Genomic DNA, 21097 nt, shown 5'->3' on the forward strand with positions numbered 1-21097 from the left:
GTCTGGTGACCACGCGGGGTTCGTGCGCGCTGGCCTCCTGCGCGCCGAGCGCCCGGGCCAGGGACTGCGGGGTGCGCGCCAGCAGCGGCGGGGTGAACAGCCGCGGGGCGGGCTCGCCGCACTCCGGGCAGGTCTCGGCGGGTTCGGCCGTCCCGATGGGCCGGCGCGTCTCGAACGGGCCGCAGCCCGCGCACCGGTAGGCATAGGTCGCCATGGCGCTGTCACCTCGGTCCCGCGCGGCGATTGCTTTCTTCGCAAACTATTTCCGCGCGAAGTGACCGTCAATACCGGGCGTCCGCGGCATTGCGGCGGCGCATCCGGCGTGCTCTCCTAGGTGATTAGGAAAGTTTATTAACTGAAAACGGGAATGCCGATGCGACGTCTCACCCCCCTCGTCCTGCTGCCCGCGCTGCTCGCACTGTCCGCTCCCCCGCCCGCCCAGGCCGCCGCCGCGCCCGCCGCCGTCGCGGTGGCCTATCCCGCCTGGCAGGCCGGTACGGCCTACCGGACGGGCGACCGGGTCACCCACGACGGCGCCGACTACGAGTGCCTGCAGGCCCACACCGCGCTCACCGGCTGGGAACCGGCCGCCACGCCCGCCCTGTGGAAGAAGGTCACCGGCGGCGGCGACACCGCCGCACCCACCGCGCCCACCGGGCTGCGGGTGACCGCGACCACCGCCGACAGCGTGTCGCTGGCCTGGACGGCCGCCGCCGACGACGTCGGCGTCACCGGCTACCTGGTCCACCGGGGCGCCGTCCAGATCGGCACGGCCACCTCCACCACCTACACCGACGCCGGGCTGCCGCCGGCGACGTCCGTCACCTACACGGTCAAGGCCCGCGACGCCGCCGGCAACGTGTCGCCGGCCGGCGCCGCCGTCACCGTCGTCACCCCGCCCGACGACGGCGGCGGCACCGGGACCACGGTGGACGTCTCGACCTCGGCCCAGCTCATCACCGCGCTGGCCGGCGCCAGGCCCGGGCAGACGATCAGGCTGGCGGCCGGCGAGTACCGGGGCGCGTTCGTCGCCCGGCGGGCCGGCACCGCCGCCGCCCCCATCACGCTCACCGGACCGGCGGACGCGGTGCTGGTCAACGACGGCCCCTCGGGCACCGCGCCCTCCTGCCCCACGCCCGGGCTCGGCTGGGACTCCGGGTACGGGCTGTGGCTGTACGACGCGCCGTACTGGAACCTGACCGGGTTCACCGTCAAGGAGTCCAAGAAGGGCATCGTCCTGGACAACTCGCACCACGTGACGATCGACGGCGTGCACGTGCACCACATCGACGACGAGGGCGTGCACTTCCGCAGGTCGTCCGCGGACGGCGTGATCAGGAACTCCCGCATCACGCACACCGGCCTGGTCCAGCCCGGCTACGGCGAGGGCGTCTACCTGGGCTCGGCCGGCTCGAACTGGTCGTGTCACGGCAACAGCGGCGGCGCCGACCGCTCCGACCGGGTCAAGGTGCTGAACAACGTAATCGGCCCGAACGTCGCCGCCGAGCACGTGGACGTCAAGGAGGGCACCTCGGGCGGCCTCATCCAGGGCAACACGTTCAACGGCAGCGGCATCAGCGGCCAGAACTCCGCCGACTCCTGGATCGACGTCAAGGGCAGCGGCTACCTCATCGACGGCAACATCGGCACGTTCGCCGCGCCCGGCACGTTCGCCAACGGCTACGAGACGCACAACCCGGCCACCACCCCGTCGTTCCAGAACGGCTGCGGCAACGTCTGGCGGAACAACCGCTCCGACCTGGGCGGCGCCGGCGCGTACGCGATCAAGGTCACGTCCACCTCGAAGTGCGCGGGCAACCTCAACGTGGTCCACGCCTCCAACACCGTCACCGGCGCCCGCACCGGTCTGACCAACATCCCCGTCACTCCCTGACGTGCGCTTGTTGACATTCGCGGGCGGATAACGGAGCGTTCACCCCAAGACGGGGGCTTGGGGTGAACGAGTGGCCCCGCTTGAGGAGCACGCATGACGGACCAGCCGGTGGCCCTGGGCCCGGTCGGGCAGGAGATCGTCTTCGAGAACGAGCACGTGCGGGTGTGGGAGGTCACGCTGGAGCCGGGCGCGGCCCAGCCCTGGCACCAGCACACCCACCCCTACCTGGTGATCGCCCTGGAGGCGGCCGACAACAGGATCGACCAGTCGAACGGCGGGCCGCCACGCCTGGTCCACGAGCCGGTCGGCGGCGTGGTGTACCGCCCGGCCGGAGAGGTTCACATGCTCACCAACCAGGGCGGCACCCGCTACCGGTGCCGGCTGGTCGAGCTGAAGCACCTGGGCGAGGAACACGGCTGACCTCTTCGCGAAGGGATCCCCCGATGAAGCTCACCTGGCCGGCGGGCGTGCTGGTCGTGCTGCTCGCCGCGGCGGCCTGCGGCGGTTCCGGCGGCGGCCCGTCCGGCGCGCCCGCGCTGGAGAAGGTCAACTACCTGACCTCGTTCAGCACGTTCGGCCGCGACGCCTACGTCCACGTCGCCCTGGAGAAGGGCTACTTCAGGGAAGCCGGGCTCGACGTCACGATCAAGCCGGGCAGCGGCACGGTCGACGTGATGAAGCTGCTGGCCGGGCGGCGGGCCGACTTCGGCCCTGGCGACTTCACCGGCGCGCTCATCACGCTGGCCAAGGAGAAGCTGCCGGTCACCGCGGTCGGCATGATTCACCAGCGCACACTGGCCGCCATCGTCGCCCTGGACGGCAGCGGCATCGCCGAGCCCGCGGACCTGGAGGGCAAGACGGTCGGCGACGTGCCCGGCTCGACCAACCAGCTCACCTTCCCGGTCTACGCCAAGGCGGCCGGGGTGGACGCGGCGAAGGTGTCGTTCGTGCCGTCGCAGCCGCCCGCGCTGCCCCAGCTGCTGGCCGGCGGCCGGGTGGACGCGATCGGCCAGTTCGTGGTCGGCCGGCCGCTGATCGAGAAGGCCGCGCGGGGCAGGAAGGCCGTCGTGCTGCCGTACGGCGACGTGCTGCCCGACCTGTACGGCAACGCCCTGTTCGCGCCCACCGCGCTGGGGAAGGAGAAGCCCGAGCTGGTCAAGAAGTTCACCGCGGCGCTGATGAAGGGGCTGGCGTACTCGATCGCGAACCCCCAGGAGACCGGGACGATCCTGCGCAAGCACCAGCCCACCCAGGACCCGGCCGTCGCCGCCGCCGAGGTCGAGGCCATGGCCCCGTACGTGACGCCCGGCCTGGGCACGGTCGACCGGGGCAGGGTGGCGGCCGTCATCGAGCTGCTGCGCGAGGCCGGGGCGATCACCACGCCGCTCACCCCCGAGCAGGCCGTCGACTTCACCGTCAGCCGGGCGGGCTAGGAGGCCGGGTGATCGAGCTCGACGGCGTGTCGCAGGTCTTCGCCGGGCGCCAGGGCCGCCTCCAGGCGCTGGCGGAGGTCTCGCTGCGGGTGCGCCGCGGCGAGTTCGTGACGCTGGTCGGCCGCTCGGGCTGCGGCAAGTCGACGCTGCTGCGGCTGGTCGCGGGCCTGCTGCGGCCGTCGTCCGGGCGGATCGCGGTGGCGGGCGAGCCGGTGACCAGGCCCAGGCGCGACGTGAGCGTCATGTTCCAGCGGCCGGCCCTGCTGCCCTGGCGTTCGGTGCTGGACAACGTGCTGCTGCCGGTGGAGCTGGCCAGACTGGACCGGCGGCCGTACCGGGAACGCGCGCACGAGCTGCTGGAGCTGGCCGGGCTGAGCGGGTTCGACAAGCGGCTGCCGCACGAGCTGTCGGGCGGCATGCAGCAGCGGGTCTCGTTGTGCCGCTCGCTCATCCGCGACCCGGACGTCCTGCTCATGGACGAGCCGTTCTCCGCCCTCGACGCGCTGACCAGGCAGGAGCTGTCGATGGAGCTGCAGCGGATCTTCCTGGCCCGCGAGCGCACGATCGTGCTCGTCACGCACTCGATCGAGGAGGCCGTGCTGCTCGCCGACCGGGTCGTGGTGCTCACCCCCAGGCCGGGACGGGTGCGCGCGGTGGTCGACGTGGACATCCCGCGCCCGCGCACGCTGGGCCGCACCGCCTACGCCGACCGGGTGACGCGGGTGACGGCCGAGCTGCACGACCTGCTGCTGCCCGCGCCGGTGGGTGATCCGGGGTGAGCCGGTCGGGCCGCTGGGCGAGCCGCGGGCTGCCGGTGCTCGGGATGGCGCTGGTGATCGGGCTGTGGTGGCTGGTGACGGCGGCCTTCGGGATCGAGGAGTTCCTGGTCCCGTCGCCGGGTGACGTGGTGGCGGCGCTGGCCGAGCAGCCCGGGTTCTTCCTGGCCCAGACGTGGGTGACGCTGGCGGAGACCGTCGAGGGGTTCGCGTTGTCGGTGGCCGTCGGGGTGCCGGTCGCGGTCGCGATCGCCGCGTCGCGGCTCCTCGAGCACATGGTCTATCCGCTGCTGCTGGCGGTGAACGCGGTCCCGAAGATCGCGATCGCGCCGATCCTGGTGGTGTGGATGGGGTTCGGGCAGCTGCCCAAGGTCGTCATGGTCTTCCTGCTGTGCTTCTTCCCCATCGTGATCGCCACCGCGACCGGGCTGAAGTCCACCCCGGCCGAGCTGGTCGAGCTGGCCCGCTCGCTGGCCGCCGGGCCGCTGCAGACGTTCTTCAAGATCCGGTTCCCGTACGCGTTGCCGCAGATCATGGTGGGGTTGAAGGTGTCGATCACGCTGGCGGTGATCGGCGCGGTCATCGCCGAGTTCGTCGGGGCCGACGCCGGGCTCGGCTTCGTGATCGTCCAGTCGGGGGCGAGCGCGGACACGGCGCTGGCGTTCGCCGCGATGACGCTGCTCGGCGCGATCAGCATCGGGCTGTTCTACGGGCTCAGCGCGCTGGAACGGCTGCTCCTGCCGTGGGCGGAGCCGAACCCCTGAGCTCAGCGGGCCATGCGGACGGCCGCCTGAGTTCAGGCGACACGGCCGGCCGTGCGGACGGCCGCCAGGCAGCGTTCGACCACCGGCCGCGGATCGAAGGCGTACGTGCCGTCGCCGAACAGCTCGAACGTCATCAGCCCCCGGTACCCGCGCCGCTCGAAGGCGGCCAGGAGATCGGCCAGCGGCAGCGTGCCGTCGCCCCAGGCCAGGTGCCCGGTGGGGCGGCCGTCGATGAGATGCACGTGGCGGACCAGGTCGCCGAGCGCGTCGAAGTAGTCGTCCACGCTCTCGCCCGCGGCGGCCATGGCCACGGTGTCGAGCACCGCGCCCAGGTTCGGCGCGCCGATGTCGCCGATCATCCTGGCCAGCGCGGGTGCGTCGTTGACCAGGTTCGACTCCACCCGCTGCAGCGCTTCGAGCACGCACGACACGCCCAGCGTGGCGGCGTAGGAGGCGATCTCCGCGATCGCGTCCGCCGAACGCCGCAGCGCCGCCTCGACCGGCTCGCTCTCCAGGCCGCGGCCCGGGGTCAGCAACAACAGCTCGGCGCCGAGCTCGGCGGCCAGTTCGGCGGCGCGGCGGAACATGGCGACGCTCTCCGCGCGCAGCCAGGTGTGGGGCGAGGCGACGTTGACCGGGTACGCGACCTGCTCGGGGGTCAGGCAGTGCACCGACAGGCCGCGCGACTCGACGGATCGGCGCACCGCGCGCGCCTTGGCGTCGCTGACGCGCGGAACGTGGAAGTGCGGCGCCACGCCCCACAGTTCCACCTTCTCCCGCCCGAGGTCGGCGGCGTCGTCCAGGAAACGCTCGAAAGGCAGGTGCTGGTAGGAGAAGTTCGACGCGGTGATGAAGGAGGTCATTTCCCGATCCCGTCCGCGAGTCCTTTGACGATGTAACGCTGGCCGAGGAAGAACAGCAGCACCACCGGCAGCGCGGCGATCACCATGCCGGCGAACACCACCGGGAAGTCCGTGCCGTGCTTGCTCATCAGGCTGGTCAGGCCGACCGGGAGGGTCTGCGCGCCCTCGCCGCTGGTGAAGACCATCGCGAACAGGTACTCGTTCCAGGCGAACAGCACGTGCAGCAGCACGGTCGAGGTGATGATCGGCTTGCACATCGGCAGGATGATCTGCCAGAAGGCGGTCCACCTGCCGCAGCCGTCCATCTCGGCGGCCTCGTCCACCTCGCGCGGCAGGTCCACCATGTACGCGCGGATCAGGAACGTGGTGAACGGGACGCGGAAGGCCGTGTACAGGATGAGCAGCGCCCAGAAGCTGTTGTACAGCCCCATGGCCTGGAACATCTTCACCAGCGGCACCAGCGCCACGGTCGGCGCGAGCATCAGCCCGCCCAGGATCGCCATCGTGATCAGCCGGTTGAACGGCAGGTTCACCCTGGTCAGGCCGTAGGCGGCCCAGGCGCTGACGAACACGGTGGCCAGCGTCGAGGTCACCGTGACCAGCACGCTGGTGGTGAGGTAGTCGCTCACCCCGCGGTTCCACGCCTTGCGGTAGTTGTCGAAACTCCAGTCGAGCGGCATCGCGAACGGGTTGCCGAACAGCTCGGAGTTGGTCTTGAACCCGTTGAGCGCCATCCACAGCAGCGGGTAGAGCACGACCACCGCGAGCCCGAGCAGGAACGTCCACATGAACACGCGCGCGATCACGCCGAGAAAGCCGCGGCGACTCACCATTCCACCCTTCTCCTGCGGGTGACCACGAGCTGGGCCACCGCGATGGCCAGCGTGATCACGAAGATGACGGTGGCGATCGCCGCCGCGTAGCCGAAGTTGTTGCGGACGAACCCGCTGCGGTACAGCCAGGTGCCCAGCACCTGGGTGGAGTTGTTGGGCCCGCCGCTGGTCATCACCATGACCTCGTTGAACACCTGGAACGCGCCGGAGATCGTGACCATCGTCATGAGCCCGGTCATCTCGCGCACCAGCGGGACGGTGACGTGCACGAAGCGGCGGACCGGCCCGGTGCCGTCGATCGCCGCGGCGCCGTAGATCTCGGCCGGGATGCGCTGGATGGCGACCGCGAACAGCAGCGTGGAGTAGCCGAAGCCCTGCCACTGGCTCATCGCGATGATCGCGGACATGGCGGTGCTCTCCTGGCCCAGCCACGCCTGGGCGAGCGAGCCGAGTCCGGCCGCCTTGAGCAGGTGGTTGAGCGGGCCCAGGTTGGGCTCGTAGATGAAGTAGAAGAGCAGGCCCGCGACGGTCATGGAGATCGCCGACGGGATGAAGTAGATCGCCCGCAGGCTCCGCCGCCACCTGTCGCTGCGGATGCTCTCGATGAGCGCGGCGAGCACGAGCGCGCCGAACACCTGGAAGGCGATCGAGACCAGCGCGTACAGCACGTTGTTCCCGAACGACGACCAGAACACCGGGTCGTCCAGGAGCTTGCGGTAGTTGTCGAGCCCGACGAACTCCTGGCTGCCGCTGTAGATGTCCCACTTCAGCGTGCTGAACTCGAAGTTCTGCACGAGCGGCAGGTAGACGAACACCGCGACCAGCACCAGCGCGGGGATCACCCACGCCAGCCCGAGCGCTCTTCGGCTGATGGCGCGCACCGGCTTGCTCTCCCTCCGGCCGTCCGGCCTACTTGGCCGCCGCCGAGGCCTGGCGGACGCTTTCGAGCACCTTCTCCGGGGTGGAGCCGCCGCTGATCAGCGCCTCGCCGCCGGCCAGCCAGGCGTCGGCGACCTCGGGGACGGTGACGGTGTCGAGCCAGCCGGCCAGCCGCGGCGCCTTGTTGACCAGGCCGATGCCCTCGAAGACGGCCTTGCTGGAGGTCTTCTCGGTGACCGCGCCGATGACCGTGCTCGGCTGCCCGTACGGCGGCGCGGACAGCACGGTGGCGTTCTCGACGCCGGTGACGAACTTCATGAAGTCGATGGCCAGCGGGACGCGCGGCGACTTGGCGTTGATCAGGTAGCCCTCGGGCGCGCCTTCGATCGTCGCGGTGTCACCGGCGGCGCCCTGCGGGACGGGCAGCGGGAAGATGCCGAAGTCGGCCGGGTCGAGCTTGCCCTCGGCGGTGGCGTTGTCGAACTCCAGGACCTCCTGGTAGTACATGGCCGCCTTGCCGTCGGCGAACTTCTCCTGGGCGGAGGAGTAGAGCACGCCGTTGGTGCCCTTGCCGGTGTCGGTGCAGGTGTCGACGAGCGTCTTGAACTGCTTGAGCGCGGTGAGGTAGCCGGCGTCGTCGAGCTTGGCCGTCTCCGGGTGGAAGTCGGCCTGCAGGGTGGCCGCGGGCACGGTGTAGGCGAAGAGCTGCTGCAGGTAGTGCAGGGCGGGCCAGCCGTCCTTGTTGCCGAAGGCGATGGGCTCGTACCCGGCCGCGCGCAGCTTCTCGCAGTTGCCGACCAGTTCCTCGAACGAGGTGGGCGCGGCCACTCCGGCCTTGGCGAAGGCGGCCTTGTTGTAGCCCATGAACTTGCCGTTGTTGTACAGCGGGATGCCGTAGAACTTGCCGTCGTAGGCGAAGGCGCCCAGCGAGCTCTCGCTGAACGTCTTGCCCCACGCGGTGCCCGGCGCGATGACCTGGCTGAGGTCGGCGGCCCGGCCGCCGCGCACGAAGTTCTCCGCCCAGTTGCCCGACCAGGTGAAGAAGATGTCCGGCAGGGCGTCGGAGGCGGTGAGCGTCTTGGTCTTGTCCTTGATGCTCTGGTCGGTCTCCTGGATGAGCTCGACCTTCACGCCGGGGTGCTTCTTCTGGTACTCGGCGGCGAGGTTCTCGAAGTAGGGCTGGAGCGGGTCGCCGGCGAACTTGGTGAGGATGCTCAGGGTGCCGGAGAACTCCGGCGTGGCGGCGACGTCGGCCGCGGGCGCCTGGGCGGTCCCGCCGCCGGAGCAGCCGGCGAGGGCGAGCGTCCCGACGAGTGCCGCGGACGTCGTCAGTGCACGTGGGCGCATGGGCTTCCTTCTCTCTCGGAACCGCGAAGTGTTGGCTGACTGTACAGCCGAACTGATACCGGTACCAGAGTGAACGACAAGATCTTCTTGGCGAATCTCCGGAGAACGGTCACCCGCATCGGTATTTCTGCAGGTCAGCGTGATTTTTTGGAGTTCTCTCCGAACCCCGGTGTTGACGCGGGACGACTCCCGTGCCACTGTGACCTCCGCGTGATACCGGTATCAGGCCGCGAGGCGGCGCCGGCGCAGGCATTCCAGAAAGGACGCGAAGATGCTCGGATTCAACGAGCCCGAATTCCTCTCGCAGCTGGCGAGCACCGTGGCGCTGCGCCCGGCGATCGAGGAACTCGTCGACAGTCTCGTTGACGCGGGGTACGACAACTTCCTGCTGGTCGGCGCCGGCGGGACGTACGCCCAGATGTGGCCGTACGAACACCTGGCCAGGCGGAGCAGCACGCTCAGGGTGCGGGCCGCGATCGCCGCCGAGCTGATCGTCTCCGGCGACGCGTCGCTCGGCGAGCGCACCGCCGCGATCTTCACCTCGGTCTCCGGCACCACCGACGACAGCCTGCGCGCCATCGAGTACTGCAAGGCGCGCGGCGCCCGCACGATCGGCTTCACCGGCTACCCGGACTCCCCCGTCGCCAAGGCCGTGGACGTCGCGCTGATCTCCGAGCCGAAGGCGTGGCCGTTCGACCCGCAGATGCTGCTGTTCGTGGGCCGGCTGCTGGCCGGGCGCGGCGAGTTCGACGGCTACGACAAGCTGGCCGGCGAGCTGGCCGGCCTGCCCAAGATCATGCTGGACGTGGCGAAGCAGGCCGAGCCGGTGGCCGCCGCGTTCGCCGAGGCGCACCAGGACACCGACTACCACTTCCTCATCGGCGGCGGGAACCTGTGGGGGTTCACCTACCTGTACTCCATGTGCATCCTCGAGGAGATGCAGTGGCTGCGCACGACGCGGGTGCACAGCGCCGAGTTCTTCCACGGCTCGCTGGAACTGCTCGAAGCCGACACCAGCGTGATCATCTTCCAGGGCGAGGACGAGACGCGCCCGCTCACCGACCGGGCCGCGGCCTTCGCCAGGCGCGTCTCCTCGGACGTCACCGTCTTCGACACCCGCGACCACCCGCTCGACGGGATCAGCCCGGAGTTCCGCGGGCTGCTCGCGCCGCTGGTGCTCGACACGGTGATGGGCCGGGTCAGCAAGCACCTGGAGCGGGTCCGCGACCACTCGCTCGACCTGCGGCGTTACTACCGCGTCATGGACTACTGACCGGCCCGGGGGCCGCCGCCCGGCCCCCGGAGCGAACCCATCCCCCTGCGCGGCATTCGGGGCCCGTTACAGGAGAATTCATGAGAGTGCTCGGCTTCGGCGACAACATCGTCGACCGGTTCGTCGACCGCGGCGTCGACTATCCGGGCGGCAACAGCGTGAACGTCGCCGTCTACGCCCGCCGTCTCGGGCTCGAAGCCGCCTACCTGGGGGTCTTCGGCGACGACGACCTCGGCCTGTTCCTGCGCGAGTCGATCGCCGCCCAGGGCGTGGCGGCCGACCACTGTGTGGTCCGCCCGGGTGAGACCGGTATCTCAACGCTCCGGGTGGACGACGGCGACCGCGTCTTCCTCGGCTGGAACGGCGGCGGCGTCACCGTACGCGAGCCGCTGCGGCTCGACGCCGGCCTGCTCGCCTACGTCTCCTCCTTCGACCTGGTGCACTCCAGCGTGTACTCGCGCAGCGAGGACGAGCTGCCCAAGCTGGCCGGCGGCCCGCTGGTCAGCTACGACCTGTCCAGCGAGGACGACTACCGCACCCCCGCCTACCTGGACCTGACCTGCCCGCACGCCGACCTGGTCCTGCTGTCGTGCTCGCACCTCGACGAGTCGGACACCGGCGACCTGCTGGCCGACGCCGTCCGGCGCGGCGCCGGGCTGGCGCTGGGCACCAGAGGCGTGCACGGCGCCCTCGCCTACGACGGCCGCGACCTGGTCAGCGCGCCGGCCCGGCTGGTCGAGGACCCGGCGAAGATCGTCGACACGATGGGCTGCGGCGACGCGTTCCTCGCCGGGTTCGCGGTCTCGCTGCTGCGCGACGGGTGGCGCACCGGCGTCGCCGCCGGCCGGGAGCCGGTCGAACGGGCGCTCGACGCGGGCGCGGAAGCCGCCTTCGAGCAGTGCTTCGTCGAGGGCGCCTTCGGCCACGGCAGGGCCGCCCGGGCCCGGCTACGATGTGGCGAGCCTCCGAACGCCAGGAAATGAGGGACCCGATCCATGCCAGCTGACCGCGGCCAGGCGGCGGGGCGCCCGACGATCTCGGAGGTGGCCGCCGAGGCCGGCGTCGGCCGCGCGACCGCGGCCCGCACCCTCGGCGGATACGGCTACGTCAGCCCCGAGCTGCGCGAACGCGTGCTCGCCGCGGCGCAGAAGCTCGGCTACCGGGCGAACGCGCTGGCCCGCAGCATGTCCACCGGGGTCAGCCACACACTGGGCGTCATCCTGGCCGACATCGGCAACCCGTTCTTCGCCGGGGTGCTGCGCGGCATCTCCGACACCTCGCGGGCCCGCGGGTTCGACACGATCGTGCTGAGCACGTACGAGGAGCTGGACGAGGAGGTCGCGGCCACGAACGTGCTCATCGACAAGCGGGTCGACGGCGTCATCATCGCCTCGGCGGCGATCGGCCGCGCCGAGGTGGCGCACATCAAGGCGGCGATGAGCCGGGGCATCCCGATCGTGCTGGTCGACCGCGCGGTGGCCGCGCTCGACCTCGACACGGTGGTCATCGACAACCGCGACGCCGCCCGCGAGGCGGTGGAGGTCCTGATCGCGGCCGGGCACCGGCGCATCGGCTTCGTGTGGGGGCCCTCCGCGCCCGAGACCCCCACCACGCGGCGCGGCCTGCTGTCGGAGAAGTCGCGCAACCTCTGGACCGACGGCGAGCGCCTGCGCGGCTACCTCGACGCGCTCGACGACGCCCGCATCCCGTTCGACCCCGAGCTGGTGATGACCGGCCCCAAGACCGAGGAGCGGGCCACCGAGGAGGTTGGCCGCATGCTCGCCCTGCCCGACCACGTCACGGCGGTGTTCTGCACCGAGACCGACGCGGTGCTCGGCGCGCTGCGCGCGGTGCGGGCCGCCGGGCTGGCGTATCCGCGCGACATCTCGCTGATCGGCTTCGACGACAGCGCGTGGGCGGCCGTCATGGACCCGCCGCTGACGATGATCGAGCAGCCGGTGCACCGGTTGGGGGCGAAAGCGGCCGAAGTGCTGCTGGACATTCTTCATGGAAATGAGCCGGAGCACGAAATTCACACCCTGCGTTCGCGGCTCGTCGCGCGGTCGTCGGTCGCGCCGCCTTCTGCCTGAACGAGCTGCTGAAACGCATCCGCTGAGTTACCGTGAGTCACGACGGTAATCCGCGTTACCAGACACCGTCATATCGCTTCCCCTCATATCTCGGGCATTGATCACACATGACGGAAACCAGCAGCGGGGAGGACGCCGACGACGCGGCCTCCGACGAAGTGACCTTGGACGACGTGGTCCAGGACGATCCGGGCCAGGACGACACGACCGCGGACGAGACGGCCGAGAAATCGGCCGGGCAACAATGGATGGACCTCACCAAAAGGGCCGTCATGGCCACCGCGGGCACCGCGCTGACCCTGGTGCTCGTGCAGGCGTTCACGGGTGCGTTCGCGCCGATCCGGTGGAACATCGAGGATATTCTCGGGGCCGCGCCCGTCGACATCACCGCGACCAGGCTCGACGAATGCGCCCCGCGATTCGTCCCCGATTCCGTGCCCGGCACGCCGCCGCCGGTAGGTGACCGGGAGGCGTTCGACGTCTGGCAGGCCGCGCACTCCACGGCCGACTCCGGCGCGACCCGCGTGCTGCTGAACGCCCAGGGCAGGAACGGCCGGGCCGTCACGCTGCAGCGCATCCGCATCATCACCGGCTCGGTGCGGCCCGCCGCCCCGGGCCGCTCCTACCATCCATCCTGCGAGAAGGCGGGGCCGAGCACCATGCAGTGGCTCTACCTCGACCTCGACGCGCCGGAGCCGGTCGCGAGCCGGCCGTCCAAGGCCGTCAGGGAACGCATGAGGATCGAAGGCCGGGCCAAGCCCGCCCAGTTCCCGTACACGGTGAAGCAGGACGACGTGGTGACGTTCGTCCTCACGGCGGAGGCGGTCCGCTCGGACGTGGTCTGGACGGCCAAGATCGACTGGATCAGCGACGGGCGCACCGGGAGCACCGACATCAGGCTCGACGGCCGGCCGTTCCACACGATGGGCAACGCGCACACCGCGGTCCACGTGCCCGGGGTGCCGCCGGTGTCCTGGCGTCAGCAGGTCGAAGAGGGCCCGGAGAACGGTCACGAGGACCGCCGCTGACCCGATCATGAAGGGCGGGGGCGGACAGATTTCTTACCACGTGGTAGAAAAGGCGGCAGGGCCGCGCCGCGCAGGCGCGCCGCCCCGCCGGCCCGCACGTCGCGGGCGCGCCGCCACGCATGGGAGTGACCTTGTCAGAGACCGTCCCCCTCGTCCCCCTGCCGCGTCACGTCACCCTCGCCGGGCCCGGCAGGTTCCGGCTCGGCGCGCGGCCCCGCGTCGGAGTCCCCTCGGCGGAGCTGCTCGGCCTCGGCCGGGTCGTCGCCGAACTCCTGGCCACGGCGCCAGGGGTGGAGCCGGTGGTCGTGGTGGGCGCGGACGCCGAACTCCGCCTCGTACTCTCCGGGGAGACCCCGGCCGCCCCCGCCGACCTGCTCGACCGGCCGGCCGGGTACGAGGCGTACGAGCTGGAGACGGGCGAGAGCGGCGCCACCGTCACCGCCGCGACCGCCGAGGGCCTGTTCCGCGGCGCGACCACGTTCGCCCAATCGCTCGACCAGGACGGCACCGCCCCGGCCATGCGCGTGTCCGACGCGCCCGCGCTGCCCTGGCGCGGCCTGTCGCTGGACGTCGTCCGCAGGTTCTTCCCCGTCGACCAGGTCAAGCGGGTGGTCGACCTGCTGGCCAGGTACAAGTTCAACGTCCTGCACCTGCACCTGACCGACAGCCAGGCCTGGCGGCTGGAGATCGACGGCCGGCCCCGGCTCACCGACCCCGCCTGCTGGCCGGGCGGCGAGGGCTCGCGCAACGGCACCGGCCGCCAGCACTACACCCGCGACGACTTCCGCGAGATCACCGCGTACGCGGCCGCCCGTTTCGTCACGGTCGTGCCGGAGATCGACCTGCCGGGGCACAGTCACGCGGTCGTCACGGCGTACCCGGAGCTGGCCGGGCAGGCGGTGCATCCGCTGCTGGCGTTCCTCGACCCGCGGGCGGCCGCGGGGTTCGTCGAGGAGGTGCTGGGCCAGGTGGCCGAGCTGACGCCGGGCCCGTACCTGCACGTCGGCGGCGACGAGGCGTTCGGCATGCCGCACGAGCAGTACGCGGAGTTCACGGCCATGTCGCTGCGCGTGGCCAGGGCCACCGGCAAGCGGGCGGTGGCCTGGCAGGAGGCGGCCAGGTCCGGGGCGCTGACGCCGCAGGACCTCGCGCAGTGGTGGGTGGGCGCCGACCACGTCTTCGACGCCGAGGAGCTGCGCGGGCGCACGCCGGCCGAGTACCACCCGCTGATCGACATCGCGGCGGCCTCGTTCGAGCTTGCCCCCGGCGACCTGCCGAAGGCGCTCGCGTCGGGCGTCCCGGTGCTCGCCTCGACCAGCAGCACGCTGTACCTGGACCGCCAGTACGCCGAGGACTCGCTGCTGCCCGCGCAGAGCGAGCGGCGCGGCCGGGTGGGCATGGCCTCCTACGCGCCGCGTACCTGCCGTGAGCTGTTCGACTGGCATCCTGGCGAGCTCAAGGAATTCGGCGGCGCCGCCCCGGCCGGGGTCGAGGCGGCGATCTGGTGCGAGTCCGTCGCGGACTTCGACGACCTGGCCTTCCTCCTGCTCCCCCGGCTGCCCGCGATCGCCGAGAAGGCGTGGACGCAGCAGGTCACCGGCTGGGCGGACCACCGGGCCAGGGTGCGCGGGCACGCCGCCGCCTGGGAACGGCTCGGCTGGGGCGGCTACTACCGCTCGGCGGAGGTGTTCTGATGGCCGTGACGTACCCGGCGGACCTGGCGGCGCTGCTCGACGGCGTCGCGGAGACCGAGCGCGGGCCGCGCGGCGGCCTGGTGCCGCACCGGCTGCCCGGCTGGGCGCGCGAGCAGCACGACCAGCTCGACCTCGTGTGGGGCGAGGCGTGCCCGGCCGGCGGGGTGCTCAGGCTGCGTACGGCGGCCGGCCGCATCACGCTGCGCGCGGCGGCGACCGTGGTGGAGCTGGCCGGCCTGCGCTTCCCCGACCCGCCCAGGCTGGCGGTCCGCGACGGCGGCCGCACCGTCGTGCGCGACCTCCCGGCCACGCAGGTCGTCCAGGTCGCCGGGCCCGACGGAGTGCGCGGCGGGGTGATCGACGTCGGCGATCCGGCCACCGTGGTGATCGTCCGCGAGCCGGTGGACCGCACGGTCGAGATCCACCTGCCGCACAACTGCGGCGTCGAGCTGCTGGCGCTCGACGCCGACGCGCCTGTCGCCCCGGCCGGACCGGCCGCCGGGCTGCGCTGGCTGCACTACGGCAGCTCGATCAGCCACTGCGTCAGCTCGCCGTCGCCCGAGCGCACCTGGCCTGCCCAGGTGGCCGCGGCGCGCGGCTGGACGCTGCGCAACCTGGCCTTCTCCGGCAACGCCCAGCTCGACCCGTTCGCCGCCCGGGTGATCAGGGACGCCGCGGCCGACCTGATCACGCTCAAGGTCGGGATCAACGTGGTCAACGCCGACAGCATGCGGCAGCGCACGTTCCTGCCCGCCGTGCACGGTTTCCTCGACACGATCCGCGAGGGCCACCCGGAGACCCCGATCGTGGTGGTGACGGCGATCGGCTGCCCGATGCACGAGGACGCGCCAGGCCCGGCGGTGCAGGAGGACGGCGCGTACCGGCCGGGCCGCAGGCGGCTGGAGTTGGACGCCGGCGCGCTGACGCTGGCCGCGACCAGGACCCTGCTCGCCCGCGCGGTGGCCGCGCGGCGGGCCCGCGACCCGCGCCTGTTCCTGGTGGACGGCCGCGAACTGCTCGGCGCGGACGAGGCCCACCTGCTGACCGACGCGCTGCATCCGTCGCAGGAGGGCTACGACCTCATGGCCCGCCGCTTCCCCGGGCTGCTCCCGGCCGCCGCGCTGGGGGCTCAGGCCGAGGCGGCCTCGCGCTCGAACGCCTGACGGCGGGCCCGCTGCTCGGCCACGTCGGCGACCGGCGCGGCCAGCAGCAGCCCCCGCGTGTACGGGTGCTCGGGCTCGGACGTCACGACCGCCGACGCGCCCGTCTCCACGATCTCCCCCCGGTGGATGACGGCCACCCGGTGGCTCACGAACCGCACCACCGACAGGTCGTGCGAGACGAACAGGTAGGACACCCCGGTCTGCTCCTGGATCTCCAGCAGCAGGTCGAGCACGGTCTTCTGGGTGGTGAGGTCGAGCGCGGAGACCGGCTCGTCGCACACGATCAGCTTGGGGTCGATGGCCAGCGCCCGCGCGATGGCCACCCGCTGCCGCTGCCCGCCGGAGAACTCGCGCGGCAGCCGCTCGGCGGCGTCGGCGGGCAGGTGCACGCGGTCGAGCAGGCCGCTGACCCGCCGCCTGGCCTCGGCCCGGCCGAGCCCCTGCCCGAGCAGCGGCTCAGACAGCGTGTCGCCCACGGTCAGCGACGGGTTCAGCGACGTGTACGGATCCTGGAAGATCACCTGGAGGTCGCGGCCGAGCGCGCGCCTGCGCCTGGCCGAGATCCGGTCCAGCCGCTCGCCGGCGAACGTGATCGTCCCCGACTGCACCGGGACCAGCCCGAGTATCGCCCGGCCGATCGTGGTCTTGCCCGATCCCGACTCGCCGACCAGCCCCAGCGTCTCGCCCGGCCCGATGTCCAGCGACACGCCGCGCAGCACCTCCACGCGCGGCGCCCGCCAGCCCTTGCCGGGAAAGGAGACCCGCAGGTCCTCGACGGAGAGCAGGGGGTTCACGACACCTCCAGGGGTGCTCGGGCCGGCACGTGGTCGAGTACCGCGGCCAGCAGCCGCCGCGTGTAGGGATCGCGGGGCGAGTGCAGGACCTGCTCGGCGGTGCCGGTCTCGACGATGCGGCCCTGGCGCATCACCGCCACCCGGTCGCACAGGTCGGCGACCACGCCGAGGTTGTGGGTGACGAGCAGCACGCCGAGGTCGCGTTCGCGCTGCAGCCGCCGCAGCAGGCCGAGCACCTCGGCCTGGACGCGGACGTCGAGCGCGGTGGTCGGCTCGTCGGCGATGAGCAGCTTCGGGTCGCACGACATGGCGCCGGCGATGAGCACGCGCTGCGCCATGCCGCCGGAGATCTCGTGCGGGTAGGAGTCGAACGCCCGGCGCGGGTCGGCGATCTCGACCTGGCGCAGCAGGTCGAGCGCCTTGGCCGTGGCGTCCGACTTCGACAGGCCCAGCTTGTAGCGGATGGGCTCGACGAGCTGGCTGCCGATGGTGAAGGCCGGGTCGAGGTTGCTCATCGGCTCCTGCGGCACGTACGCGACGACGTCGCCGCGCAGCGTCCGGTGCCTGCGCTCGGGCAGTCCGACGATCTCCTGGCCGTCGACGGTGACGCTGCCCCGGGAGACGCGCCCGGTCTCGGGCAGGATGCCGAGGATGGAGAAGGCGGTCTGGGTCTTGCCCGACCCGGACTCGCCGACCAGGCCGACGATCTCCCCGGCGCGTACGTCGAGGTCCACGCCGTGCACGACGTCACCGGACGGGTAGGAGACGACCAGGTCGCGCACGGACAGCAGCCCGGCCCGCTCCCCCGCCTCCTCCTCGGCCTCGGTGATCTCGGTGGCCGCGGCGGGCACGGAGGCAGGCGCCGGGGTGGGCGCGGTGCCGCGGTCCTCCAGCACGTCGCGCAGCGCCGCCGCGAGCAGCACCAGCGCGCCGCTGGTCAGGCCGAGCGCGAGCCCGGGCCACAGCAGCAGCAACGGCGCCCGCTGGATGTTCTTGAACGCCTCGTTGAGCATCGCGCCCCAGGTCGGCACGTCGCCGCTGCCGATGCCGAGGAACTCCAGCCCGGCCTGCAGCCCGATGGCGATGCCGGACACCAGCGCCACCTGGATGATGATCGGGGCGCGGACCACGATGAGCACGTGCCTGGCCACGATCCTGGCGTCGCTCAGGCCCGACACCTTGGCCGCGTCCACGTACAGCTCGTTGCGGACGTTCGCGACGATGCCGCGTACCAGGCGGAAGAAGTTGGGCGCCACCAGGAAGCCGAGCACCACCATGAGCACCCAGACGGTGGGGCCGAGAATGGCCCGGGAGGCGAGCAGCACGACCATGGCGGGCAGCGCCATGATCAGGTTGACCAGCCAGCTCGCCACGGAGTCGAACCTGCCGCCGTAGTAGCCGGCCAGCAGGCCGCTCGGCACGCCGAGCGCCAGCGCGACGGCGAGCGCGAGCGCCGCGCCGCCGAGCGTGTTCTGCCCGCCGTGCAGCAGCCGGGCCAGGATGTCGCGCCCGGCCGAGTCGAAGCCGAGCGGATGCCCGGCGGCCGGGCCCTCGAAGGCGTCGCGCAGGCTGGACACGCCGGGGCCCTGCGGGCTGAGCGCGGGCGCGAACAGCACCGCCAGCACCACGGCGGCCAGCACGAGGGCCGAGATCAGTCCCAGGGGATGCTTGGCCAGCCGCCGGATCACGCGAGCCTCGCTTTCGGGTTGAGCCACCCGATCATGATGTCGACCAGGAGGTTGATCAGGATCACCCCGATCACGGTCATCATGACCAGTGCCATGATCACCGGGATGTCGCCGCGGGTGGTGTAGGTGACGGTCATGCTGCCGATGCCGGGCAGTCCGAAGATCTGCTCGACCAGCACGGCCCCGCCGATCACGCCGACGAACTGCATGCCGAGCACGGCCAGCGCGGGCGCGGAGGCGTTCTTGACGACGTGCCTGAAGACGATCCGCGACGGCGGCAGCCCCCTGGCCCGCAGGGTGCGGACGTAGTCCTGCCGCATGACCTCGATGACCGAGCTTCTGACCTGCTGCGACACCCCGGCGATCGAGCCGATCGAGAGGGAGAGCACCGGCAGCGTCACCGTGGACAGCCAGCCGGTGAACGACTCGCCGAACCCGATGTAGCCGATCGCCGGGAACCAGCGCAGCTGCACCGCGAAGACCAGCACGATGATCAGGGTGACGAGGAAGTTCGGCAGCGCGTACCCCACGACGGAGAACACCTGCACGAACCGGTCGATCGCGCCGCGCCGCACGCCTGCCCAGATGCCGATCAGGAACGAGAGCACCGCCGTGACGAGCGTGACCCCGACCGTCAGGCTGATCGTGACCGGGAGCCGGTTGCCGATCGCGTGCAGGGTGTTCTCGCTGGTGAACCAGGAGGTGCCGAAGTCGCCGCGGACGGCGTTCGCCAGCCAGTCGACGTACTGCACCAGGACCGGGCGGTCCAGGCCGAGTTCGGCGTTCTTGGCGTCGACCAGGTCCTGGGCCGCCCCCTGCCCGAGCAGCTGCCGTCCGACGTCCAGGCCGGGGATGGACAGCAGCGTGTAGGAGAGGAAGGAGATCACCAGCAGGAGACCCACTCCCGCCGCGATCCTGCGTGCGACGAAGCCGAGCATCACTGCGCTGGCGCGTAGTTGTAGAGGGAGGGCACGGCCATGCCGTCCTGCGGCTTGATCGTCACGCTGCCGTCGGAGACGTGCAGGTACGACATCCGGTAGAAGGGCACGAACCAGCCGTCCTTGACCAGGTGCTCGTTGAGCGTCTGCAGGCTCGCCTTGTCGGAGGTGGCCTGGATCTTGGGCAGCAGCCCCTTCACCGTGTCGTCGATGTAGCCGAACATGTTGAACGTGCCGGGCAGCACCAGCTCGCCGACCACCACCCAGTCGTTGGACGACTGGCCCATGTTCATCACCATGCCGGAGAAGGCGCGGTCCCTGAAGATGCGGCGGATGGCCGAGCCCTGGTCGACGGTCTCCCAGACCAGCTTGACGCCGGCGGCCTCGAAGTCGGCCTGCAGCGAGGCGGCGAGCGCGTCGTTGACGATGGCCGAGATGCGCGGCAGCTTGAGCGTGAAGCCCTCGTGCCCGGCGTCCTTGAGCAGTTGCTTGGCCTTGGCCGGGTCGTAGGTGTAGAAGGTGTCGAGCTCGGGCTTGTAGGCGGCGGTGGTGGTGCCGAACACCTGGTTGGTCACCGCGCCGCGGCCCTGGCGGATCTTGCTGAGCATGGTCTGGCGGTCGATGGCGTAGTTCAGCGCCTGGCGCACCCGCGGGTCGCGCAGCGCGGGCGTGACCGCGCCGGCCCGGTCGAACAGCAGGATGCCCTGGAAGTCGAACTCCTGCTTGAGCGTCTTGACCTTGGCATCGCCCTCGACGCCGATCTGCTGGTCGGCGTCCTGCAGCACGGCGGCGTTGACCTGGCCGGTCTTGATGCCGTTGACGATGGCGGTCTCGTTGTCGAAGAAGCTCATCGTGACCGTGTCGTAGGGCAGCTTGGTCCCCCAGTAGGAGGCGGCGCGCTTGAAGACCCACTTGGTGCCGATGGCGGTCTGGCTCTCGTCCAGGTCGTAGGGTCCCGTGCCGTTCGGCTTGGTCTTGAGCGCCTCGCCCTTGGCGAAGTCGGCCGGGTTGGCCATGAGGCCGGCCGCGTCGCTGAGGTAGAAGAGCATGGCCGGGTTGGGCTGCGACAGCTCCAGCTTGAGGTGCGTGTCGTCGACCACGGTGACGGTCTTGACGTCGTTGAGCGTCTTGGCCTGGCCGCCGCCGCCCTTCTTGAAACGCTCCAGGTTCGCCTTGACGGCGGCGGCGTTGAACGGGGTGCCGTCGTCGAACTTCACGTCGCCGCGCAGGGTCATGCTGAGCTCGGTGCCGGCCTCGTCGAACTTCCACTCGGTGGCCAGCATCGGGGTGTAGGTGCCGTCGGGCTCGCGCTTGATCAGCGTGTCGTAGACGGCCTGGAAGAACGGCATGGCGCTGCCCGCGGCGTCCTTGGGGTCGAGGCTCTGGGGCAGCGTCATCGTGGCGATGCTCAGGTTCTTGGGCCCGCCGCTCGGCGTGCCGCCGCCTGCGCCGGCGTCCGAGCAGCCGGTGAGCACCGTTGCCGCGGTTAAGAGGGCGATCAGCGGGGCGGATCTCTTCATGACGCAACTCCGTATCGAGGCGAGGACGCCGGATTTCCGGTGAGCATACACAGAAAACTAACCACGTGGTAGGTTAAATGTGGGTCGCCGGGGACCGGGCTAATCTCGCTGTGACCGCGG

The 21097-nt window shown here is 71.3% G+C and carries 20 protein-coding genes; 11 read left to right on the forward strand and 9 right to left on the reverse strand.

The features are described 5' to 3' along the window. Window positions 1-214, reverse strand: a 214-nt coding sequence (locus HII36_RS13345) for an FmdB family zinc ribbon protein (RefSeq protein WP_173523462.1), incomplete at its 3' end; no start/stop codon positions are given. A gap of 159 nt (window positions 215-373) precedes the next feature. On the opposite strand from HII36_RS13345, the gene HII36_RS13350 reads away from it, so the two are divergent. The 5 genes from HII36_RS13350 (at window position 374) to HII36_RS56545 (ending at window position 4867) form a co-directional block, all read left to right on the forward strand. Then, the gene (locus HII36_RS13350; protein WP_173523463.1) at window positions 374-1894 is read left to right on the forward strand and encodes a carbohydrate-binding protein; all 1521 of its coding nucleotides are present in this window, start codon (window positions 374-376) and stop codon (window positions 1892-1894) included. 93 nt (window positions 1895-1987) lie between these two features. Beyond that, window positions 1988-2314 (forward strand): cupin domain-containing protein, encoded by a 327-nt coding sequence (locus HII36_RS13355; protein ID WP_173523464.1) that lies wholly within the window; start codon window positions 1988-1990, stop codon window positions 2312-2314. 23 nt (window positions 2315-2337) lie between these two features. Then, on the forward strand, window positions 2338-3327 hold the full coding sequence (locus HII36_RS13360; protein ID WP_173523465.1) for an ABC transporter substrate-binding protein: 990 nt from the start codon (window positions 2338-2340) through the stop codon (window positions 3325-3327). Window positions 3328-3335: 8 nt separating this feature from the next. Beyond that, window positions 3336-4106, forward strand: a complete 771-nt coding sequence (locus HII36_RS13365; RefSeq protein ID WP_173523466.1) for an ABC transporter ATP-binding protein — start codon at window positions 3336-3338, stop codon at window positions 4104-4106. Then, a complete protein-coding gene (locus HII36_RS56545) occupies window positions 4103-4867 on the forward strand; it encodes an ABC transporter permease (protein ID WP_217369478.1) in 765 nt (254 codons plus the stop codon). The genes HII36_RS13365 and HII36_RS56545 overlap by 4 nt, the downstream gene beginning before the upstream one ends. 32 nt (window positions 4868-4899) lie before the next feature. Here HII36_RS56545 and HII36_RS13375 read toward each other — a convergent pair whose 3' ends face one another. The 4 genes from HII36_RS13375 to HII36_RS13390 are packed head-to-tail and all read right to left on the reverse strand — an operon-like array spanning window position 4900 to window position 8789. Next, window positions 4900-5730: a sugar phosphate isomerase/epimerase family protein gene (locus HII36_RS13375; RefSeq protein WP_173523467.1), complete on the reverse strand. Its 831-nt coding sequence runs from the start codon at window positions 5728-5730 to the stop codon at window positions 4900-4902. After that, window positions 5727-6563: a carbohydrate ABC transporter permease gene (locus tag HII36_RS13380; RefSeq protein WP_173523468.1), complete on the reverse strand. Its 837-nt coding sequence runs from the start codon at window positions 6561-6563 to the stop codon at window positions 5727-5729. The genes HII36_RS13375 and HII36_RS13380 overlap by 4 nt, the downstream gene beginning before the upstream one ends. Further along, window positions 6557-7444: a carbohydrate ABC transporter permease gene (locus HII36_RS13385; RefSeq protein WP_173523469.1), complete on the reverse strand. Its 888-nt coding sequence runs from the start codon at window positions 7442-7444 to the stop codon at window positions 6557-6559. Before HII36_RS13385 ends, HII36_RS13380 begins: the two co-directional genes overlap by 7 nt. A gap of 28 nt (window positions 7445-7472) precedes the next feature. Next, the gene (locus HII36_RS13390) at window positions 7473-8789 is read right to left on the reverse strand and encodes an ABC transporter substrate-binding protein (protein ID WP_173523470.1); all 1317 of its coding nucleotides are present in this window, start codon (window positions 8787-8789) and stop codon (window positions 7473-7475) included. Between the two features lie 271 nt (window positions 8790-9060). On the opposite strand from HII36_RS13390, the gene HII36_RS13395 reads away from it, so the two are divergent. The 6 genes from HII36_RS13395 (at window position 9061) to HII36_RS13420 (ending at window position 16037) form a co-directional block, all read left to right on the forward strand. After that, window positions 9061-10062, forward strand: a complete 1002-nt coding sequence (locus HII36_RS13395; RefSeq protein ID WP_173523471.1) for an SIS domain-containing protein — start codon at window positions 9061-9063, stop codon at window positions 10060-10062. Window positions 10063-10142: 80 nt separating this feature from the next. Beyond that, the gene (locus tag HII36_RS13400) at window positions 10143-11045 is read left to right on the forward strand and encodes a PfkB family carbohydrate kinase (RefSeq protein ID WP_173523472.1); all 903 of its coding nucleotides are present in this window, start codon (window positions 10143-10145) and stop codon (window positions 11043-11045) included. Window positions 11046-11057: 12 nt separating this feature from the next. Continuing rightward, window positions 11058-12152 (forward strand): LacI family DNA-binding transcriptional regulator, encoded by a 1095-nt coding sequence (locus tag HII36_RS13405; RefSeq protein ID WP_173523473.1) that lies wholly within the window; start codon window positions 11058-11060, stop codon window positions 12150-12152. Window positions 12153-12259: 107 nt separating this feature from the next. Continuing rightward, entirely contained in the window at window positions 12260-13180 is a 921-nt protein-coding gene (locus HII36_RS13410; protein WP_173523474.1) for a hypothetical protein, read from the forward strand. 131 nt (window positions 13181-13311) lie between these two features. Beyond that, window positions 13312-14874, forward strand: coding sequence for a family 20 glycosylhydrolase (locus tag HII36_RS13415; protein WP_173523475.1), 1563 nt, complete (start codon window positions 13312-13314; stop codon window positions 14872-14874). Beyond that, the gene (locus tag HII36_RS13420; protein WP_217369479.1) at window positions 14874-16037 is read left to right on the forward strand and encodes a GDSL-type esterase/lipase family protein; all 1164 of its coding nucleotides are present in this window, start codon (window positions 14874-14876) and stop codon (window positions 16035-16037) included. Before HII36_RS13415 ends, HII36_RS13420 begins: the two co-directional genes overlap by 1 nt. Here the strand turns inward: HII36_RS13420 and HII36_RS13425 are convergent. The 4 genes from HII36_RS13425 to HII36_RS13440 are packed head-to-tail and all read right to left on the reverse strand — an operon-like array spanning window position 16004 to window position 20977. Then, complete coding sequence (locus HII36_RS13425; protein ID WP_173523461.1) at window positions 16004-16831, reverse strand: ATP-binding cassette domain-containing protein; 828 nt, start codon at window positions 16829-16831, stop codon at window positions 16004-16006. The two genes, HII36_RS13420 and HII36_RS13425, sit on opposite strands and share 34 nt — an antisense overlap. Next, window positions 16828-18546 (reverse strand): dipeptide/oligopeptide/nickel ABC transporter permease/ATP-binding protein, encoded by a 1719-nt coding sequence (locus HII36_RS13430; protein ID WP_173523476.1) that lies wholly within the window; start codon window positions 18544-18546, stop codon window positions 16828-16830. Before HII36_RS13430 ends, HII36_RS13425 begins: the two co-directional genes overlap by 4 nt. Further along, a complete protein-coding gene (locus tag HII36_RS13435) occupies window positions 18516-19457 on the reverse strand; it encodes an ABC transporter permease (protein WP_173523520.1) in 942 nt (313 codons plus the stop codon). Before HII36_RS13435 ends, HII36_RS13430 begins: the two co-directional genes overlap by 31 nt. After that, window positions 19457-20977: an ABC transporter substrate-binding protein gene (locus HII36_RS13440; RefSeq protein ID WP_173523477.1), complete on the reverse strand. Its 1521-nt coding sequence runs from the start codon at window positions 20975-20977 to the stop codon at window positions 19457-19459. Before HII36_RS13440 ends, HII36_RS13435 begins: the two co-directional genes overlap by 1 nt. Between the last annotated feature and the right edge of the window lie 120 nt (window positions 20978-21097).

The organism is Nonomuraea antri (assembly GCF_013283785.1).
Lineage (GTDB): Bacteria > Actinomycetota > Actinomycetes > Streptosporangiales > Streptosporangiaceae > Nonomuraea > Nonomuraea antri.

Excerpts from the sequence above, each read along its gene's own strand:
- HII36_RS13350 (WP_173523463.1), top strand. The coding sequence starts at position 374 with ATGCGACGTCTCACCCCCCTCGTCCTGCTGCCCGCGCTGCTCGCACTG.
- HII36_RS13355 (WP_173523464.1), top strand. The coding sequence starts at position 1,988 with ATGACGGACCAGCCGGTGGCCCTGGGCCCGGTCGGGCAGGAGATCGTC.
- HII36_RS13360 (WP_173523465.1), top strand. The coding sequence starts at position 2,338 with ATGAAGCTCACCTGGCCGGCGGGCGTGCTGGTCGTGCTGCTCGCCGCG.
- HII36_RS13375 (WP_173523467.1), bottom strand. The coding sequence starts at position 5,730 with ATGACCTCCTTCATCACCGCGTCGAACTTCTCCTACCAGCACCTGCCT.
- HII36_RS13380 (WP_173523468.1), bottom strand. The coding sequence starts at position 6,563 with ATGGTGAGTCGCCGCGGCTTTCTCGGCGTGATCGCGCGCGTGTTCATG.
- HII36_RS13390 (WP_173523470.1), bottom strand. The coding sequence starts at position 8,789 with ATGCGCCCACGTGCACTGACGACGTCCGCGGCACTCGTCGGGACGCTC.
- HII36_RS13395 (WP_173523471.1), top strand. The coding sequence starts at position 9,061 with ATGCTCGGATTCAACGAGCCCGAATTCCTCTCGCAGCTGGCGAGCACC.
- HII36_RS13400 (WP_173523472.1), top strand. The coding sequence starts at position 10,143 with ATGAGAGTGCTCGGCTTCGGCGACAACATCGTCGACCGGTTCGTCGAC.
- HII36_RS13405 (WP_173523473.1), top strand. The coding sequence starts at position 11,058 with ATGCCAGCTGACCGCGGCCAGGCGGCGGGGCGCCCGACGATCTCGGAG.
- HII36_RS13410 (WP_173523474.1), top strand. The coding sequence starts at position 12,260 with ATGACGGAAACCAGCAGCGGGGAGGACGCCGACGACGCGGCCTCCGAC.
- HII36_RS13420 (WP_217369479.1), top strand. The coding sequence starts at position 14,874 with ATGGCCGTGACGTACCCGGCGGACCTGGCGGCGCTGCTCGACGGCGTC.
- HII36_RS13435 (WP_173523520.1), bottom strand. The coding sequence starts at position 19,457 with ATGCTCGGCTTCGTCGCACGCAGGATCGCGGCGGGAGTGGGTCTCCTG.
- HII36_RS13440 (WP_173523477.1), bottom strand. The coding sequence starts at position 20,977 with ATGAAGAGATCCGCCCCGCTGATCGCCCTCTTAACCGCGGCAACGGTG.